Source organism: Micromonospora sp. WMMA2032, from assembly GCF_002688545.1.
Taxonomy (GTDB): domain Bacteria; phylum Actinomycetota; class Actinomycetes; order Mycobacteriales; family Micromonosporaceae; genus Micromonospora; species Micromonospora sediminicola.
This window is the reverse complement of record NZ_CP024052.1, coordinates 2,631,996-2,651,234: the sequence shown is the minus strand read 5'-3', so window position 1 is coordinate 2,651,234 and position 19,239 is coordinate 2,631,996. Positions and strand designations below refer to the sequence as shown.

At 75.8% G+C, this 19,239-nt stretch carries 13 protein-coding genes; 9 read left to right on the top strand and 4 right to left on the bottom strand.

Going from position 1 to position 19,239, the window contains the following annotated elements; all coding sequences use genetic code 11:
* Positions 1–42: 42 nt before the first annotated feature.
* From CO540_RS11650 to CO540_RS11620, 7 genes are all read left to right on the top strand, one after another.
* A complete protein-coding gene (locus CO540_RS11650; protein WP_172967831.1) occupies positions 43–966 on the top strand; it encodes an ornithine cyclodeaminase family protein in 924 nt (307 codons plus the stop codon).
* A gap of 49 nt (positions 967–1,015) precedes the next feature.
* Positions 1,016–2,518, top strand: a complete 1,503-nt coding sequence (gene rimO, locus CO540_RS11645) for a 30S ribosomal protein S12 methylthiotransferase RimO (protein WP_091579837.1) — start codon at positions 1,016–1,018, stop codon at positions 2,516–2,518.
* 47 nt (positions 2,519–2,565) lie between these two features.
* Positions 2,566–3,147: a CDP-diacylglycerol--glycerol-3-phosphate 3-phosphatidyltransferase gene (gene pgsA / locus CO540_RS11640; protein ID WP_172967830.1), complete on the top strand. Its 582-nt coding sequence runs from the start codon at positions 2,566–2,568 to the stop codon at positions 3,145–3,147.
* A 50-nt stretch (positions 3,148–3,197) separates the two neighbouring features.
* Positions 3,198–3,734 (top strand): CinA family protein, encoded by a 537-nt coding sequence (locus tag CO540_RS11635; protein WP_099162045.1) that lies wholly within the window; start codon positions 3,198–3,200, stop codon positions 3,732–3,734.
* Positions 3,735–3,924: 190 nt separating this feature from the next.
* The gene (locus tag CO540_RS11630) at positions 3,925–4,374 is read left to right on the top strand and encodes a helix-turn-helix domain-containing protein (RefSeq protein ID WP_091579827.1); all 450 of its coding nucleotides are present in this window, start codon (positions 3,925–3,927) and stop codon (positions 4,372–4,374) included.
* A gap of 126 nt (positions 4,375–4,500) precedes the next feature.
* Positions 4,501–5,352, top strand: a complete 852-nt coding sequence (locus tag CO540_RS11625; protein ID WP_099162044.1) for a PspA/IM30 family protein — start codon at positions 4,501–4,503, stop codon at positions 5,350–5,352.
* 17 nt (positions 5,353–5,369) lie between these two features.
* On the top strand, positions 5,370–6,131 hold the full coding sequence (locus CO540_RS11620; protein WP_099162043.1) for a hypothetical protein: 762 nt from the start codon (positions 5,370–5,372) through the stop codon (positions 6,129–6,131).
* A gap of 622 nt (positions 6,132–6,753) precedes the next feature.
* On the opposite strand, the gene CO540_RS11615 is transcribed toward CO540_RS11620, so the two are convergent.
* A complete protein-coding gene (locus CO540_RS11615) occupies positions 6,754–10,368 on the bottom strand; it encodes a fibronectin type III domain-containing protein (protein ID WP_099162042.1) in 3,615 nt (1,204 codons plus the stop codon).
* Positions 10,369–10,538: 170 nt separating this feature from the next.
* Positions 10,539–11,330 (bottom strand): DNA-formamidopyrimidine glycosylase family protein, encoded by a 792-nt coding sequence (locus CO540_RS11610; protein ID WP_099162041.1) that lies wholly within the window; start codon positions 11,328–11,330, stop codon positions 10,539–10,541.
* Positions 11,331–11,438: 108 nt separating this feature from the next.
* Between CO540_RS11610 and CO540_RS11605 the strand changes: the two genes are divergently transcribed.
* A complete protein-coding gene (locus CO540_RS11605; RefSeq protein ID WP_099162040.1) occupies positions 11,439–12,680 on the top strand; it encodes a hypothetical protein in 1,242 nt (413 codons plus the stop codon).
* A gap of 69 nt (positions 12,681–12,749) precedes the next feature.
* Here CO540_RS11605 and CO540_RS11600 read toward each other — a convergent pair whose 3' ends face one another.
* Both CO540_RS11600 and CO540_RS11595 read right to left on the bottom strand, forming a co-directional pair.
* A complete protein-coding gene (locus CO540_RS11600) occupies positions 12,750–13,604 on the bottom strand; it encodes an S-adenosyl-l-methionine hydroxide adenosyltransferase family protein (protein ID WP_099162039.1) in 855 nt (284 codons plus the stop codon).
* A gap of 112 nt (positions 13,605–13,716) precedes the next feature.
* Complete coding sequence (locus CO540_RS11595; RefSeq protein ID WP_253866729.1) at positions 13,717–18,510, bottom strand: DEAD/DEAH box helicase; 4,794 nt, start codon at positions 18,508–18,510, stop codon at positions 13,717–13,719.
* Between the two features lie 168 nt (positions 18,511–18,678).
* Here CO540_RS11595 and CO540_RS11590 point away from each other — a divergent pair, with 168 nt between their 5' ends.
* On the top strand, positions 18,679–19,044 hold the full coding sequence (locus tag CO540_RS11590) for a hypothetical protein (RefSeq protein WP_099162038.1): 366 nt from the start codon (positions 18,679–18,681) through the stop codon (positions 19,042–19,044).
* Positions 19,045–19,239: the final 195 nt, after the last annotated feature.

The following is a 19,239-nucleotide window of genomic DNA, read 5'->3' as shown; positions in this document are numbered from 1 at the left end:
TCGCTGGAGTTCACGCGAACTTCAGGTTGCAGGATGGCTCCCATGACCGTGCTCTTCTCCGACGAGGACGTCGCGGCGGCCGTGGACGCCCCGCTCACCGTGGCCGCCATGCGGGACGCGCTGCTGGCCGCGTACGCCGGACGGCTGATCGCCCCGCCCCGGGCGTCCGCGCCGCTGGGCGGGGGCCGGATGGTGCTCACCGCCGGCCACCTCACCGGCGAGTGGTACGGCTTCCGCTCCTACGACACGTTCGGGCACCCGGAGAGCGGGCAGCTCGTCGTGCTGCACGACGCCACCACCGGTGCGGCGCGCGCCATCGCCGTCGGCGAGGAGCTGGGCTCCCGGCGTACCGGCGGGCTGGGCGGCGTGGCCGTGGACGCGCTGGCCCGCGCGGACGCCGCCACGCTCGGCGTGGTGGGTTCCGGCCGCCAGGCGTGGACCCAGGTGTGGGCCGCCGCGGCGGTCCGGCCACTGCGCGAGGTGACCGTGCACAGCCGCTCGGCCGCCCGGCGGGAGGCGTTCGCCGCCCGGGTCCGGGCCGAGCTGGGCGTGCCGGCCCGGGCCGTCGGCTCGGCCGCCGCCGCGGTCCGTGACCGGGATCTCGTGGTGCTCGCCACCACCAGCACCACCCCGGTGCTGGCCGCCGCCGACCTGGCCCCCGGCACGCACGTCAACACCGTCGGCTTCAAGCAGGTCGACCGACACGAGTTCGGCCCGGACCTGCTCGACGCCGCCGACCTGCTGGTCACCGACTCGCCCGGGCAGGCCGCCGCGTACGCGCCGCCGATGCTCGCCGCGGTCGAGCCGTACGCCGGCCGGCTGCGCGACCTGGGCGCGGTGCTGGCCGGCGCGGTCCCCGGCCGGACCGGCGCGGACCAGATCTCGGTGTTCTGCTCCACCGGCCTGGCCGGCACCGAGGTGTTCCTCCTGGACCGCCTGGCCCGGGTGGCCGTCCCGACCCGTTGACCGCCCGGGCGGGTGGCGTGGCGGTCCCGAACCGGCCCGGTACCCTCGGATGGTGTCTGCCACCTCCTCCTCCCCGCAATCCGACGGGCGCCGGGTCGCCCTGCTGACCCTGGGCTGCGCCCGCAACGAGGTCGACTCGGAGGAGTTGGCCGCCCGGCTGCACGCCGACGGGTGGCAGGTGACCACCGACGGCGAGGGCGCCGACGTGGTGGTGGTGAACACCTGCGGCTTCGTGGAGAAGGCCAAGCAGGACTCGATCCAGACGCTGCTGGCCGCCGCCGACACCGGCGCCAAGGTGGTCGCCGCCGGCTGCATGGCCGAGCGCTACGGCCGTGAGCTTGCCGACAGCCTGCCCGAGGCGCAGGCGGTGCTGAGCTTCGACGACTACCCGGACATCGCCGCCCGGCTCGACGCGGTGGTGGCCGGGCAGGCGATCGACGCGCACACCCCGCGCGACCGGCGCGAGCTGCTCCCGCTCACCCCGGTCAAGCGCCGCGAGGCGGCGGTGTCGCTGCCCGGGCACGGCACCCCGACCCGGGTCGCCCCGGAGACCGACGCGCACACCCCGGCGCACCTGCGCCAGGTGCTGCGGCACCGGCTCGACACCGGCCCGGTGGCCTCGCTGAAGCTGGCCAGCGGCTGCGACCGGCGCTGCGCGTTCTGTGCCATCCCGGCGTTCCGTGGGGCGTTCGTCTCGCGTACCCCGGACGAGCTGCTCGCCGAGGCCGAGTGGCTGGCCAAGACCGGCGTCCGCGAGCTGGTGCTGGTGAGCGAGAACTCGACCTCCTACGGCAAGGACCTGGGCGACCCGCGCGCGCTGGAGAAGCTGCTGCCGCAGCTCGCCGCGATCGACGGGATCGTCCGGGTCCGGGCCAGCTACCTCCAGCCCGCCGAGACCCGGCCCGGGCTGGTCGAGGTGATCGCCACCACGCCCGGCGTGGCCGCCTACTTCGACCTGTCGTTCCAGCACTCCAGCGAGCCGGTGCTGCGCCGGATGCGCCGGTTCGGCTCCACCGACCGGTTCCTGGAGCTGCTGGCGTCCGCTCGCGCGCTGGCCCCGGAGGCGGGCGCGCGGAGCAACTTCATCGTCGGCTTCCCCGGCGAGACGAAGCAGGACGTGGCCGAGCTGGTCCGGTTCCTGACCGAGGCCCGGCTGGACGCGATCGGCATGTTCGACTACAGCGACGAGGACGGCACCGAGGCCGCCGGCCTGCCCGGCAAGGTCTCCGCGGCCACGGTCAAGCGGCGGTACGACCGGCTCAGCGCGCTCGCCGACGAGCTGTGCTCGCAGCGGGCCGAGGAGCGGCTCGGCTCGACGGTGGAGGTGCTGGTGGACTCGGTCGCCGACGGCGTGGTGGAGGGACGGGCCGCGCACCAGGCGCCCGAGGTCGACGGCTCGACCACCCTGGTCGCGCCGGACGCCGGCGGGGTCGACCTGACCGCGCTGCGCCCGGGCGACCTGGTCCGGGCCACGGTGACCGCGACCGAGGGCGTCGACCTCGTCGCCGTGCCGGATGAGATGATCTCGGCGGCGCCCGGCGCGGCACGGTGACGGCGGGCCCGGACGGAGCGGGGAAGCCACGGGGGGCGGTGCCGGACATGACCGGGGCGGAGTCGACGGTGGCGGCACCCGTACCGCTGCTCAACGCGGCGAACCTGCTGACCGGCGCGCGGCTGGTGCTGGTGCCGGTCTTCGCGGCCACCGTGGTCGCGTCCGGGATGACCCACGCCGGCTGGCGGACGGTGGCCTGCCTGATCTTCGTGGTGGCCTCCGCGACCGACCTGGTCGACGGGTGGATCGCCCGCCGGTTCCAGCTGGTCACCTCGCTGGGCAAGGTCGCCGACCCGATCGCCGACAAGGCGCTCACCGGCGCCGCGCTGGTGCTGCTCTCCTGGTACGACCGGCTGCCCTGGTGGGTGACGGTGGTGATCCTGGCCCGGGAGCTGGGCATCACCGCGCTGCGCTTCTGGGTGATCCGGCACGGGGTGATCGCGGCCAGCCGGGGCGGGAAGATCAAGACGGCGCTGCAGATCCTCGCGATCACCTGGTACCTCTGGCCGATGCCGGACGCGCTGGCCCCGGTCGGCCCGTGGATCATGGGCGCCGCCGTCGTCGTCACCGTGGTCACCGGGTTCGACTACATCGCCCAGGCGTTGCGGCTGCGGCGTCCCACCCGTTGATCAGGACGGCCGACGAGTAAGCCGGCGCCGGGCGGGAAGAAGGGGCGGTCATGGACACCGACGCGAGACACCAGCGACCCGCCGGCAGCCCGGCGGCCGCCGTCGTGCACCGCCTGCACGAGTGCGGCGAGACGCTGGCCACCGTCGAGTCGCTGACCGGCGGCCTGCTCGCCGCCGCGATCGTGGAGATCGCCGGCGTCAGCTCGATCTACCGGGGCGGCCTGGTGGTCTACGCCACCGAGCTCAAGGCGACGCTGGCCGGCGTACCCGAGGATCTGCTGGCCGCGCGCGGGCCCGTCGACCCGGACGTGGCCGCCGCCCTCGCCGAGGGCGGCCGGCGGCGCTGCGGCGCGGTCTGGGGGCTGGCCACCACCGGCGTCGCCGGGCCGGAACCCCAGGACGGCAAGCCGGTCGGGCTGGTCTACGTGGCGGTCGCCGGCCCGGCCGGCACCGAGGTACGCCGGCTCGACCTCGACGGTGGCCGCGACCACATCCGCTCGGCCGCGGTGATCGAGGCGCTGCGCCTGCTCGCCGACCGGATCCAGGTGGCCACCGACGTCGACCCGGCCGGCGCCGGCCGGCGATGACCGCCCCGCCCGGATGCGCCGGCCCGTCGCCGGACGGGATTGGACAGGCGGGGTGGGATGTCGTCGTGGCGGTCAACGGGTACGGTTGCGGGAAGGCTCCGACGGACGACGTCGGCGCCCCGGGCGGTCCGCCGCCCCGGGCGCGACGCGGTCGGTCGGGGAAGGTGGTTCCCGTTCAGGGGGAGGTGCGATGGTCCTGCTACGCCGGGTGATCGGTGACGCGCTGCGGGCACGCCGGCAGGGGCAGCACCGCACCCTCCGCGAGGTCTCGTCCGCCGCCAACGTCAGCCTCGGTTACCTCTCCGAGATCGAGCGCGGCCAGAAGGAGCCCTCCAGCGAGCTGCTGGCCGCCATCTGCGACGCGCTCGGCGCCCGCCTGTCGGAGCTGCTGCGCGAGGTCAGCGACACGGTCGCCCTGGCCGAGCAGATGCCAGGCGTGCTGGTGCCGGTGGTCGACGAGCCGGTCGAGCCGACGCCGGTGGCCGCCGCCGCGGTGCGCAAGGCGACCAACCGGGGGGTCCGTCAGGTCACCTCCGACGGCTCGGTGGCCGTCCAGGTCCGCCAGGACTCGCCGCTCAAGGCGACGCTGCGCAGCACCCGGGTCCGCCCCGCCGAGCGGGACGTGGTCTGCGCCGCCTGACCCCGCCGTCGCGCCGTGGGCACCGGTGGCGCCCGCGTCGTAATGTTGATCAGGAGCGTACGGGTGCCGTGGTGGCGTCCGGCTGGGACGATGTAGGCGCGACGCTACTGAGGGGACGAGGCGGAGATGGCTAACCCGTTCGTCAAGGGTTGGAAATACCTGATGGCGCTCTTCGGCGCGAAGATCGACGAGCACGCCGATCCGAAGGTGCAGATCCAGCAGGCCGTCGAGGAGGCCCAGCGGCAGCACCAGGCGCTGGTCCAGCAGGCGGCGGCGGTGATCGGCAACCAGCGCCAGCTGGAGATGAAACTGTCCCGGCAGATGACCGAGGTGGAACAGCTCCAGGGCAACGCCCGGCAGGCGCTCGCGCTGGCCGACCAGGCCCGGGGCCGGGGCGACGAGGCCGAGGCCGGGCGCTACGAACAGTCCGCCCAGCTGCTCGCCACCCAGCTCGTCTCCGGCGAGCAGGCGCTGGAGGACCTGAAGACGCTGCACGACCAGGCGCTCGGCGCGGCCGCGCAGGCCCGCAAGGCGGTCGAGAACAACTCGATGATCCTCCAGCAGAAGCTGGCCGAGCGCACCAAGCTGCTCAGCCAGCTGGAGCAGGCGAAGATGCAGGAGAGCGTCGCCAAGTCGCTGGAGTCGATGTCGTCGCTCACCGCGCCCGCCAGCACCCCGTCGCTGGACGAGGTGCGCGACCGGATCGAGCGCCGCTACGCCACCGCCATGGGCCGGGCCGAGCTGGCCGGCAACTCGGTCGAGGGCCGGATGCTGGAGATCCAGAAGGCGACGCTCGACTCGGCCGGATCGGCGAGACTGGAGCAGATCCGGTCGAGCATGGCCGGTGAGCAGCTCGGCGGTCAGCAGGAGCGCCCCGCCGTGGGGCAGCCGACCGACCCGGCGGCCGCCGCCCGGCTGGACGAGATCCGGGCCAGCATGAGCCGGGACCGGAGCGCCGGGGAGAGCACCACCGGCTGACGGACGGAGAGGGACCGATGGTGGACGAGCGGGCGCGACACTTCCGTCGACTGCGCAAGCTGCGAGGCTCGGCGCGCCGGTGGAGCGTCCTGGCCGGAGGGCTCGGCGGTGCCGCGGCGGTGCTCACCCCGTACGCCGGGCTGGGTCTGCCGGACGCGGCCTGGGCCGGCGCCGCGGGCAGCGCGATCGCGGTGGCCGCCTGGCGCTGGGTCGACCACCGGGCCCTCGCCGCCGTGCCGCCACCACCCGCGCTCGACCCGGCCGAGGCCGCCGCCCGCTCCCGCGCCCGGCTGGTCGCGGCCGTGGAGCGACTGCCCGTCGGGCCGGGCGTCCTGGCCGAGGTACGCCGCGTCCGCTCCCGCCTCGCGCTGCGCGGCACCGCCGCGGCCGAGCCGTGGGCCCGCCTCGATCGGGCCGCGCTCACCCTGGCCGGGCTGACCGGTCGGATGACCGGGCTGGCCGAGCCGGCGGTCCGGGAGGCGGCCGAGGCCGACCGGTCCCTGCGGGAGCTGGCGACCCGGGTCGCCGGGGTGGAACGCGCGCTGACCATGGCTCCGCGCGGCCCGCTCGCCGAGGTGCACGCCACGCTGGTCACCCAGTTGCAGGACGGGGTGGCCGCCTACGAGCGGCTGGTGGTGGCCGCCGCCGGTTACGTGGCCGAGGACGCCCGACCGAACACCGAGCACCCGGCCGCCGCCCGCCTCACCGAGGCCACCGACCTCCTGCACGGCGTGGCCTCCGCCCTCGCCGAACTCCGCACCCCCCTGCGCACCCCCTGACCCACCCGTCGACTTGTTCGACTGTCGGGGCGATCTGGTGCACTGCGTGCGCTGGCCGAGGCGTGCCGTCCGGCCGTCCTGACACGAGCCCTCTAGGTCGGGCCCGGGCGGTCCCGCGCGTGCGGACGCGGTGACCAGGGGTGGCGGTGCTTTGTCCCGCCCTCCAGTCCTGCTCACGGTGGGGTCAGGTCGCGGTGTGGGCGCGTCTCGGGTGTCCCGCCGCGTTGATCAAGGAGTTCGTGTCACGCGGGCTGGCTCTTCCTGACGCAAAGTCCTTGATCGACGGGCTCGGCTTGTGGTGTGGGCGGGTCTCGGGCGTTCTGCCACGTTGACCAAGGAGTTCGTGTCACTCAGGCAGGCATGTCCTGATCGACTGATCGGGTCCGGTGGGTTGGGTCAGTTCGGGTTACGGAACGGCCCAGGTGGGGGGGTGACCGCCGGGAGGGACCGGGCTGCCTGGCGGCTCCGAGCGGCTCGGCCCGAAGGACTCAGGATTCCGAGTGGCTCCGAGCCTGCCCAGCCTGTGGCCTGCCCGGTCCAGCCTGGCCCGCCGTACCGGGCGGCGGACCGGTCTGCCTGATCGACCCGGTCCGAGAGGGGACCGGATCGATCAAGGGGCGGGTCAGGTGGGGGTGGTGATCTGGATCGGGGGGGTCCACGGGGAGGTGCCGACGACGTTCGTCGCGCGTACCCGGTAGTGGTAGGTGACGCCTCGGGCCAGGCCGGTGTTGGTGAAGCCGCGACCGGTCACGCTGAACGTGGCCGGCTCCCGGGTGAAGGCGGGGTCGGTCGCCCGCTGCACCACGAACCCGGCCCCCGGTCCGGCCACGCTCTCCGCCGACCAGGTCAGGGTGACAGTGGCGGTGTCCGGGGCGGGCGCGCCGGCCGTGGCGGACACCGTGGTGGGCGTGGCGGGCCGGGGCGGCGTGGTCACCGCCGCGACCGTGGACCAGGGTGACGCCGCGCCCAGGTAGGTGGTGCGGACCCGGTAGTAGTACGTGGTGTCCGGCGCGACCGCCGGGTCCAGGTGAGTTTCCCCGACGGCGATGGCGGTGGTGCCCGGCCCGCTGGTGAACGTCGGGTTGGTGGCCCGCTGCACGTCCACCCCGGTGGCGAACGAGCGGTTCGTCCAGCGCAGCGCCACCCGCAGCGGGGCGGCCGGCGGCACCACCGCGGCCAGCCGCTCCGGAGCGGCCAACCGGACCGTGGCCGGCACGCTGTTCGACCATGCCGAGCAGCTCACCGCGTTCTCGGCGCGGATGCGGTAGTGGTAGGAGACACCCGGGGTGACGGTGGCGTCGGTGTACCGGGTCGCCGTGGCGGCCACGGTGATCTCGGTCAGTCCGGCCGTGAAGGCGCTGTCGGTGGCGCGTTGCAACCGGTGGCTGGTGGCCGGCGGGCGACTGCCGTTGCCGGTCCAGGCCAGCGCGATGGCGGGCAGCGCGGTGGCCGAGCCGGGCGCCGGGGTCGCGGTCAGCCCGGTCGGTGCCGTCGGCGCCACACGCAGCACCAGGGGACGGCTCATGCCCTGGTCGCGCAGCCCCGCCGAGCGGGTCTGCCAGCGATACTCCCAACCCAGGTTGACCAGCTGGTTGACCACCACCGCGGGCCTGCCGTCGACCGGGCTGACCGGGCTGGCGTCGAGCCGCGCGCCGGCCGGCCGGGTCGGGTCGAGCAGCCGTACGCTGTCGCCGATCGTGAACGGCAGGGCGGGCACGACGGGGCGCAGCGCCACCACCACGTCCTCGTGCGGGTCGACCCGGACGGTGTCCTTCCAGCCCAGTTCGCCCGGGTCCGGTGGGCGGACGGTGCCGTCCCAGCCGACCCGGTTGACCAGCTGCATGTCGCAGCCCTCGACGTGCACCGGGTGGGTGCGCTCGGCGTCGCCGACGATCCGCCACAGCTGGGTGCCGTCGGCCGCCGCGCCGATCGGCACGGCCGGGTCGGTCACATGCAGCACCTCGGTGGCCGGGTCGACCGGGCCGAGCGGCAGCGTGGCCGGGGTGAGCGGCCCGGCGACCGGGTGGCCGACCCCGAGCCGCCCGACCGCCCGACCGTGCCGGGGCTCGAACACCTGCCCGACCGACTTGACCGCCAGCGGCAGCGTGACCGGCGCGGACGCGCCCGTCGGGGTGAACGTGACCGCGTCGGCCCGCGCCGGGACCAGCGTCGGCCGGGCGGTCCGGGTGCCCGACGCCGCGTCGTACGCCGGTTGCGGCACGATCGGCGGCGGCTGGCTCCGCGCGTACGCGCCGGGCAGCCGCGCGGCGAGCCGGCGCACGTCGTACCGCTCGGCCGGGTCGCCGGTCACCCGGATCTGGAGCAGGGTTCGGGTGTTCGGGCCGTAGCCGGGGCGGGCCGGGGGCAGGCCGCCGGCGGCGGTGTGGTCCGGCGCGCCGGTGTGGTGGTCGTAGCGGGGGTCGAACCGGGGCAGCGGCGCCGGGCAGTCGTTGTAGAGGATCAGGGTGCTGCCCGGCGCCACGGTGGAGAAGTCGACCACCACGTCGGCGCGCTCCCCGGGGGCGAGCAGGAGCGTGTGTCCGTCCACGTTGAGCACGGTGGGGTCCTGCCGGTCGTACCGGTAGCCGACCGGGCGGTTGGGCCGCACCACGGGGGCCGGGAGCAGGCCGCCCTCGTTGCCGATCTGGATCATCTCCGGCCCGGCCGCCGCCGGGTCGGGCACGCCGCCGTCACGTCCGTCCACCGGCCAGTACGCGGGACGGCCGGGCGCCCGGACCGCCTCGACCATCGGCACCTCCCCGGCCCGGGGGTCGGCCGGCGTGCCGTCGTCGGTCCACATCGGCCCGTCCGAGGCGGCCCGGTAGAGCTGGAGGTTGAGCGCCCGGTCCGCGCAGGCGTTGAGGATCCGGAACCGGTAGGCCCGCGGGGCCACCTCCAGGTACGGGTAGGCCACGCCGTTGACCAGCGGGGTGTCCCCGTACGCCTCCGGCACGGCCGACGGGTGCGGCACGCCCGGGACCAGCGGCGGCTCGTCCGGGTCGGTGACCGGGTCGTGGTGCGGGTTCGGCACCGGGGCGACCCACGGGCTGGCCCCGCCGTCCGGGTCGTGGGTCCACGGCCCGTAGTCCCAGCGGCCGGTGGGGTTGCCGCCGCCGAGCCGGTACGGGTTCTGTCGTGGTTGGTAGACGTGCGGGTGCCAGAGGCTGCCCTTGGCGCCCCAGCGCTCCCGGTCCCAGGTCGGGTCCTGGGCGGCGAGCTGGGCGTCGTCGGGCACGAACGTCTTGTCCTCGATCACCAGCGGGAGCTGGTCGGCGGGGAGCACGCCGTCGTCGACGAGCCGCTCCTCGGCCGGGTCGGTGAGCAGGTAGAGCGCGAGCTGCCCGGAGTAGACGGTGAGCCGGGACAGGCCGAGCGTGTTGTCGTGCAGCCACATCAGCCGGCCGCTCTGCTCGTTCGGGAAGTAGAGCGTGGTGGCGCCGGCGCCCGGGGGCGGCATGTCCGGCACCGGGACGACGCCCACCCCGACCGGGTACGGGGTGATCTCGCCGGCCGGGGTCACCCACTGCCACGGGTTGCCGGCGCTGATCCAGGCGGTCTGCGCGCCGGCCAGGTGCGGCACCGCCCGGTTCTGCGGGTAGGGCGCGGGACCGTCCAGCGGGCCGGGGCCGGCCCCGTCGACGGTCTCGTCGACCGGCAGGAACAGTTCGCCGGCCCGCCCGGTGGGGAGCTGGTTGATGAACTTGATCCGTACCGGCCGGCCCCGTCGGGCCACGATCATCGGGCCGAGGTGCCACGGCCGGTCCGGCGGGCTCACCGTGTTGTGGCCGGTGGCGTCGGTGCCGAGGTTGAGCTGGCGGTAGCCGCGCAGCCGGGTGGCGGGCAGGTCCCGGTGCAGGCGTTGCGCGTACTCCTGGAGGCCGATCTCGTAGTAGTCGCAGCCCGGCCAGGTGATGGTGTCGGGCACCGCGACCGGCAGCCGGGCGCCGAGCCCGGCGGTGGCCGCCCGGCCGGGGACCGGCAGCGGGTCGACGAACTTGCGGATGCCGGTGCCGGGCACCGGCCGGCCGTCGGCGTCGAGCGTGGGCAGTGGGCTGCCGGCGGTGTTCGGCACCGGGCCGAACAGGCGCGGCACGGCGGCCGGGTCCAGGCTGGCCGGCGCCGGGCCGGCCGGTTCCGGCTCGGCGGCGCGGGCGGTCGGGACGGTGGGCGCGGTCTCCTCGGCTACCGTGGCGGCCCGGTCCGGCCGGCCGGGCCGGAGTCTGCGGAACAGCACCATGGCTCTCCCCGGGATCGGGGCGCGCCGGCCGTCACCCCGGCGTGGCGGGCGTACGCGCTGCTGACGATCGGTGAGCGGTCCACCGCAGCATGCGATGCCGAAGGTGCGGGAGGGAAGTACCCAATCGTCCGTATCTCGGGGGATCTTCGACGGTTCGTGGAAGTTCCACGTCACTCGCGTTCGGGTTGGCAGGCCGGGCACCAGTAGGTGACCCGGTCGCCCAGCTCCTCCTTGCGGATCGCGGTACCGCAGCGCCGGCACGGCTGGGCCCGCCGGCCGTAGACGTAACTGGTCCCGCCCCGACGCAGCACGCCGGTGGTGCTCTGCGTCCAGCGCCCCCGGTTGGCGGCCAGCAGCCGCTGGGCCAGCGTGACCGTGCCGGCCAGGTCCGGCACCGCGCGCACCGGCGTCCACGGGGACACGCCGCGCAGGAACAGCACCTCGCACTTGTAGAGGTTGCCCACCCCGGCCAGGTTGCGCTGGTCGAGCAGCGCCTCGCCGATGCTGAGGTCCGGGTGCGCGGACAGCCGGCGGACCGCCTCGTCGGGATCCCAGTCCGCCCCGAGCAGGTCCGGCCCGAGGTGACCGACCAGCGACTCCTCCTCGCCGGTCGGCACGAGCGCCAGCTCGTGCAGGTGGTAGCCGACCGCCACCGCGCCGGGGGAGCGGAGCACCACCCGGATCAGGTGGGCCGGCCGGGCCGCCCAGCGTTCGCCCGGCGCGTACGCCCGCCACGCGCCGTCCATCCGCAGGTGCGAGTGCAGCGTCCAGGGCGTGGCGTCGGTGTCGTCGAGACGCAGCAGCAGGTGCTTGCCGCGGCTCGCCGACTCGCGCACGGTCCAGCCGGTCAGGTCGGTGGCGGCCAGCTGCGGCACGCGGAAGTCGGACCCGGTGAGCCGGGCCCCGGCCAGCGCGCGTTGCAGGACGCGTGCGGTGTTCCAGACGGTGTCGCCTTCGGGCACCCGCCCATTGTCCCCCGGCCGAGTGGAATTCGCATGTGTCGCTATTTGTAGTGAGGTTCCACTTGATCTGCGGAAACGCAACGATCAGGAGGTTCTGAGGAGAATGACATGGCCTGTGCCCGACGACGTACCCTCGTCGCCCTGACCACCCTGCTCGCCGTCGCCGCCGGACTGCCCGGCGCCCCCGCGACGGCCGCCCCGCCACCCGCCGCCGCCCCGGACCCCGCCGTCGCCGAGCGCTGGACCGTCGACCTCGCCGTGCGCGGCGGTGACGACGTCAACGTCGCCTGGCGGTCCGGCCGCCTGCGGCTGGTCGACCCCCGGCCCGGCGCCCGCACCCGACCCGCCGCGGCGGGCGGTCCGGTCGCGGAGGGCATCCTGCTCGCCGCGCCGCGCGCGCTGGACCGGCCCGCCACCCGGGTCCGCGCCCGGCTCGCCGCCCGCACCGCCGACGGCGGCGGCGTGACGGCCCAGGTACGCGGCTGGCGCGCCCGGGGCTGGACCGAGTGGCGCGACGCCACCGAGGCGGTCTTCGACCAGCCGGTCACCCGGGTGCAGGCACGCGTGGTGCTGACCACCCGCGACGCCACCTCCGAGGCGGCCGTGACCAACCTGACCCTCACCGCCGACCGGGTCGCGGCCACCGCGGCCCAGCCGGCCGCCGCGCGCACCTACCGGGTGTACGCGACCCGCATCGGTCTGGTCGGCGGCGTCACCGCCAACGGGCACACCGTCGCCACCCGGGACCACTTCGCGGCGCTGCCCACCCGGCGGGGTCTCTCCCCCCGGGACACCGGCGACTACACGGTCAAGGTCTGCACCACCAGCGGCAGCCGCTGCGAGTACGCCCCGGTCTGGGACGTCGGCCCGTGGAACACCCGGGACGACTGGTGGAACCCGGCGGCGGTCCGGGAGAACTGGAAGGACCTGCCGCAGGGGCTGCCCGAGGCGCAGGCCGCCTACCAGAACGGCTACAACGGCGGACGCGACCAGTTCGGGCGGACCGTGCGCAACCCCGCCGGGCTGGACCTGGCCGACGGCACGTTCTGGGACGGGCTGCGGCTGCGTGACAACGCGTGGGTGGACGTGACGCTGCTGTGGACCGGCGGCGGCGCGCGGGCGGTGGTCGGCTCCGGGCCGCTGAACCTGCGCACCGGCGCGAGCACCGCGTACGCGAGCCGGGGCCTGGCCGCCACCCACGCCCACGTGCCGGTCCAGTGCTACGTGACCGGCCAGCGGATCGCCGGCACCTACCGCACCACGACCAGGTGGTACCGCCTGGTCGGCGGCACCTACGTCAGCCACGCGTACCTGTCCTCGGTCTACGGCGGCACCGTCCCCCGCTGCTGACCCTCCGACCCCCGTCGATCTTGCAGTTACGGTCCTCGTTCCGAGGCTTTCGTCCCTTGTGCCGGGGCCTCAACTGCAAGATCGCGGGGATTGGGGGGAGGGGGTGGTGATGGTGAGCACGTCGCCCGGGCTGGTTCGGAGGGTGTCGGCGGCTCGGCCGGTGTTGATCGCGACGGCCACCTGGGCGGCCGAGTCGACGTAGACCACCAGGGCGCCGGGCGGGGCGTCGCCGAACGTGCGGCCGTGCACGGCCTCGCGCCCGTTCACCAGCACCCGGGACGGCAGGCCGTCGAGCAGCGCGCCGGGCGCGGCGAGTTGCACGTTGCCGAAGTGGTCGACGGTCAGCACCTCGGCACTGAGGCCGCCGGGCCCGGCGCGGACCACCGGTTCCGGCAGCCGGACCAGCGTGCCCGGGTCCACAGCCGGTCCGGCCTCGGCCAGCGGCGCGCCGAGCGCCAGCCGGGCGGCAACCGGCGCGAACACGTCCCGCCCGTGGAACGTGCGGAAGACGACCGGGCCCAACCAGTCCGGGTTGGTCAGCTCCACCGCGGCGGTCACCCCGCCGAGCGCCGCCGCGGCCGGAATCAGCAGGCCGTTGTCCGGCCCGACCAGCAACCCGCCCGGCGTGGCCAGCGCGATCCCACGCCGCTCGGTGCCGACACCCGGGTCGACCACCGCGACGTGCACCCCCCACGGCAGGTACGGCACGGTCTGCGCGAGCACCGTCGCGCCCCGGCGTACGTCGGCCGGCGGCACCAGGTGCGTCACGTCGATCACCCGGGCGGTGGGCGCGAGCCGGGCCAGGACGCCGTGGCAGGCCGCCACGAACCCGTCGGTCAGCCCGTAGTCCGTGGTCAACGAGACGCAGGGCGGGGCGTCGGCGCCGTCCGCGTCCGGCCCACCCGGTCCGCCGGGGCGGGTCATCGCCGGGGCCGGTGGCGTCGGACGGACGACGAGATGCCGTTGGGTCGTGCGGGGATCGCGGCCATCCGCCCTCCTCGTGATCTCCGATCAACCCTAACGAGGGCGGGCGGGCTCAGCCGCGCAGGCGCAGGCCGCGGGGGGTGGCCCGGAAACCGGCGGCGGTGAGCGCGTCGCGCAGCGGGGAGGCGTGCACCGCCTCGCCGTCCGCACGCTCCACCGAGATCGCGCCGAGCGCGCCGGAGTGCACCGCGTCGGCGAGTGCCTTGCCCGCCGCGCCGAGCGTGTCGGTGTCGTCGGTGAACGACAGGATCGTGCGCCCGCCCCGCTCGACATAGAGCACCAGGTCGCCGCCGACCAGCACGACCAGCGCGCCCGCCTTGCGGCCGGCCCGGTGGCCGGTGGCCGGGGCCGTCCCGTCGCCGGAGTCGACCACGCGTTCCGGCCAGGGCAGCGCCGCGCCGTACGGGTTCGCCGGGTCGGTGGCGGCCAGCACCACGGCCGGGCCGCCCCGGTCCCGGGTGTCGTCGGTCAGCGCGCGGATGCGGTCGACAGCGCCGGGCACCGCGAACTGGGCCGCGCCGAGGCCCTCGACGAAGTAGCCGCGCCGGGCCGCCCCGCGCTCCTCCAGCGCGGACAGCACCGGGTAGACAGCGGCGAAACCGCCGGTCACCTGCTCCGCCACGACCGCGCCCCGGGTCACCACGCCGTGCCGTTCGAGCAGCAGGTCGGCCAGCGCGGCGGCCCGACGGGTCGGGTCGAGGTCGCGTTCGGGCAGCCGGGACCAGCGGCCGGCCATGGTGGGCGGGCCGCCGCGGCTGGGCAGCGCGACCCGGCCGGGGCGACGGTAGCGGGTGCGCGGCGCCGACGGCCGGGACCGGTGCGCCCCGCCGGCGCCCAGGGCGGCCCGCAGCGGGGCGAGCGTGTCGTTGGTGAGGTGACCGGCCCAGACCAGGTCCCACACCGCGCCCGACAGCGCGGCGTCGTCGGTGGAGCCGACCCGGTCGGCGAGCGAGCGGAAGAAGAGCGCCTGCCCGTCGCCGAGCGCGTCGAGCACGGACTCGTGCAGCGGGGTGAGCGTCAGCGCCTCGTCCGGCGGCGGCAGCAGCAGCGGCGCGACGTCGGCGTACGCGAGCGCCACCCACCCGTCGCCGCCGGAGATCGCGCCCGCGCCGGCCCACACCACCTCGCCGCTCGCGCACAGCTCGTCGAGGTGGGCGGGGGAGTAGTCGGCCACCCGGGCGGGCAGCACCAGACGCTCCAGCGCGGACGCCGGCACGGTCGCGCCCTGCAACTGCTCGACGGTCGCGGCGACCGCCTCGACACCACGGGCCGACGAGCCGACCTGCTGCCAGCGGGGCAGGAACGCGGCCAGCGCCCGGGGCGGCACCGGCTCGATCTCCCGTCGCAGCGCCGCGAGGGAGCGGCGGCGCAGCAGCCGCAGCACCTCGGCATCGCACCACTGCGTGCCGACACTGTCCGGTGCGAACTCGCCGGAGACCACCCGGCCGGTGCCGGCGAGCCGGCGCAGCGCCTGCTCGACCACGAACACGCCGAGGCCGAACCGGGCCGCGCAGGTGGCCGCCGCGAACGGGCCGTGGGTGCGGGCGTACCGGGCGACCAGGTCACCGAGCGGGTCGGCCACCGGGGCGAGGTAGGCCTCGGCCACGCCGACGGGCAGCGCCACGCCCAACGCGTCGCGCAGCCGGGCCGCGTCCTCGACGACCACCCAGCGGTCCTCGCCGGCGATCCGGACGCGCAGCGCGCGGCGGGCCGCGGCCAGCTCCTCCGGCCAGGCTTCCGGCACCCCTCGCTCGGCCAGCTCGGCGGTGCTCAGGTCACCGACCACGCGGAGCAGCTCGACCACGTCCTCGGCGTCGCGGGGCCGGCGCTGCTCGGTGCGCCACCGCAGCTGGCGTTCGGTCTCGGCGAGCACCGCCGGGTCGAGCAGCTCCCGCAGGTCGACGCGGCCGAGCAGCTCGCCGAGCAGCCCGGAGTCGAGGGCCAGCGCGGCGGCACGCCGCTCGGCAAGGGGCGCGTCGCCCTCGTAGAGGAACGCCCCGACGTAGCCGAAGAGCAGCGACCGGGCGAACGGGGACGGGCGCTCGGACTCCACCTCGACCAGGCGCACCTTGCGGGCGGCCAGGTCACGCATCAGCTCGGCCAGCGCCGGCTGGTCGAAGACGTCCTGGAGGCACTCCCGGGCCGCCTCCAGGGTGACCGGGAAGTCGGCGTACTCGCGGGCCACGTCGAGCAGTTGCGCGGCGCGCTGGCGCTGCTGCCAGAGCGGCTGGCGGCGGCGCGGGTCGCGGCGGGGCAGCAGCAACGACCGGGCCGCGCACTCGCGGAACCGGGAGGCGAACAGCGCCGAGGTGCCGACGGACTCCTCGACCAGCTGGGCGATCTCGTCCGGCTCGAAGACCACCACGTCGGCGCCGGGCGGCTCGTCGGCGGTGTCCGGCAGCCGGACCACGATGCCGTCGTCGGAGGGCATGACCTGGGCGTCCACGCCGTAGCGCTCGGCCAGGCGGCGGCCGATGGCGAGCGCCCACGGCCCGTTGACCCGGGCGCCGAGCACCGAGTGCACGGCGAACCGCCAGTCGCCCAGCTCGTCGCGGAAGCGTTCGACCACCACCGTCCGGTCGTCGGGCAGCGAGCGGGTGGCCGCCTTCTGCTCGCGCAGGTAGGTCATCAGGTTGCCGGCGGCCCAGTCGTCCAGCCCGCCGGCGCGCAGCGCCGCCACCGCGTCGGCGTCGGACTGCCGCAGCAGCGCGCGGACCCGGGCGCCGATCGCCCGCCCCAGCTCCACCGGCCGGCCGAGCTGGTCGCCCTTCCAGAACGGCATCCGGGCGGCCTGGCCGGGCGCGGGGGAGACCAGCACCCGGTCGGGGGTGATCTCCTCGATCCGCCAGGACGACGAGCCGAGCAGGAACACGTCGCCGACCCGGGACTCGTAGACCATCTCCTCGTCCAGCTCGCCCACCCGGGCCGCCCGTTCGGCGCCGGCCAGGAAGACGCCGAACAGGCCCCGGTCGGGGATGGTGCCGCCGCTGGTCACGGCGAGCCGCTGGGCGCCGGGCCGGCCGGTCAGCACGTCGGTGGCCCGGTCCCAGACCAGGCGGGGTCGCAGCTCGGCGAACGCGGTCGACGGGTAGCGCCCGGAGAGCATGTCGAGCACCGCGTGCAGTGCCGAGTCGGGCAGCTCGGCGAAGGGCGCCGCGCGGCGGACCAGCACGGCCAGGTCGCCGAGCTGCCACGGCTCCAGCGCCACCATGGCGACGATCTGCTGGGCCAGCACGTCGAGCGGGTTGCGCGGGTAGTGCAACTCCTCGATCGCGCCCGTGCCCATACGCTCGGCCACGACGGTGCAGGAGAGGAGGTCGCCGCGGTGCTTGGGGAAGACCACGCCACGCGACACCGCGCCGACCTGGTGCCCGGCCCGGCCCACCCGTTGCAGCCCGGCGGCGACGCTCGGCGGCGCCTCGACCTGCACCACCAGGTCGACCGCGCCCATGTCGATGCCCAGCTCCAGGCTGGAGGTGGCGACCACGGCGGGGAGCTGGCCGGACTTGAGCGCCTCCTCGATGTGCTTGCGCTCCTCCCGGGAGACGCTGCCGTGGTGCGCCCGCGCGATCACCGGGGGCGCGCCGGCCGCCGCGCCGGACTGCGCCATCACCTCCGCCGGCTGCCGCGGCGCGCGCACCGGCCCGACCGGCCCGCCGAACGCCTCGGCCCCGCTCCGGCCGCCGGCCCTGTCGGCCGCGTCCCGGCCACCGGCTGCGGCGGCCCCGTTCCGGCCGCCTGCCGCGTCCGCCGGACCGTCGCCGTCCGCGTCCGCCGGACCGTCGCCGCCGGTCGGCGGGCCGTCGCCGGTCGGCAACAGATCGGATACGCGCACCGGCTCACCGCCCCGGGCCACGCGGCCGCCCCCGGGCGGGGTCGACGCCTCCAGCTCCTCGGCGGCCAGCTCGTTGAGGCGGGCACAGAGCCGCTCGGCGCTGCGCCGGGAGTTGGTGAAGACGATGGTGGACCGGTGCGCCCGGATCAGCCCGAGCACGCGCTCCTCCACGGCCGGCCAGATCGAGGGCCGGCGCGGGCCGAGGCCGCCGAGCTCGTCCTCCGGGGGCTCCTGCTCGTCGAGGCGGGTCATGTCCTCCACCGGAACCTGGACACTGACCTCGATGGTCTTGTCGGCCGGCGGCTGCACCACGTCGACCGGGCGGGCGCCGCCGAGGAACCGGGCGCACACGTCGATCGGGCGGACCGTGGCGGACAACCCGATCCGCTGGGCCGGGCGCTCCAGCAGCGCGTCGAGGCGCTCCAGGGAGAGCGCCAGGTGCGCGCCGCGCTTGGTGCCGGCCACCGCGTGCACCTCGTCGACGATCACCGTGTCCACCCCGCGCAGCGAGTCGCGGGCGGCGGAGGTGAGCAGCAGGAACAGTGACTCGGGGGTGGTGATGAGGATGTCCGGTGGGGTGCGGGCGAAGGCCCGCCGCTCGTCGGCCGGGGTGTCGCCGGTGCGCATGCCGACGGTGATGTCGGGCGGGACGAGGTCGAGCCGGGTGGCGGCCTGGCGGATGCCGGTGAGCGGGGCGCGCAGGTTGCGCTCCACGTCGACGGCGAGCGCCTTGAGCGGGCTGACGTAGAGCACCCGGCAGCGGCGCCTCGGGTCGGCGGGTGGTGGTTCCTTGGCCAGCCGGTCGAGCGACCACAGGAACGCCGCCAGGGTCTTGCCGGAACCGGTGGGTGCGACGACAAGGGCGTTGCGCCCGGCGGCCACCGAGTGCCAGGCACCCCGCTGGGCGGGCGTGGGCGCGGCGAAGGCCGCGGCGAACCACTCCCGCGTCGCCGCGCCGAATTCCGCCAGCACCCCGTCGGCCGGGGCCACGTCGTCCGCCACGCCCACCATCCTGCCGCGCCGGTGTGACATCCGGCCGGACGTGGGACCGGTTCTGTCCCGGGCACACATTCCACGCGAGTAATGGGCGGTTAATCCGTTAAGTCTTACTTAACTGCTTGCTTGCGGGGTGCAACATAAAGTAACTTCACTCGCAACGCGGCGTGGCTGGAGGCGTGGATGACCGTCGAGGAGCGAGGCTCCAGGCCCGGCACCGACGTGCTCATCCGCAAGGTCGACAGCCGGCTCGCCGCGCTCCGCGCCAACCTGCGCGGCTCCGACCTGGAGCTGGCCGAGGAACTGGCCCGGCGCCTGCGCGAGCTGGTCGTCGCCACCGCCTTCTCCAGCGCCGCCGACCGGGCCCTGGTCCGGGCCGCGGTGCACTACTTCGTCCTGCGTCGGGAGACCCGCGACGCCCGGCTGCCGGTCCGCTCCCTCGCGGCCGCGCAACGCGTCGTCGACAAGGCGGCCCGCCAACTCGGCCACCCGGCGGCCTCGGCGGACCTCCGCCCCACCCCCACCCCCACCCCGGCCCCCCTCCCCTGACTCCCGGGCCCACGGCCTCTCCGCTCCCGCCTCACGGAGATCGATCAACGACTCCGCGTCGCCGTCGCGCGCCGTCCACGACGCCAACTCCTTGATCACCACTCGGGGGTGGGCGCGGGTCACCGAGGGCGGGGCCGGGGACGGCGGGCGGGCGCGCGGGTGGGTTTTCGGAAAACGGCGCGGGTGGGTGCGGAA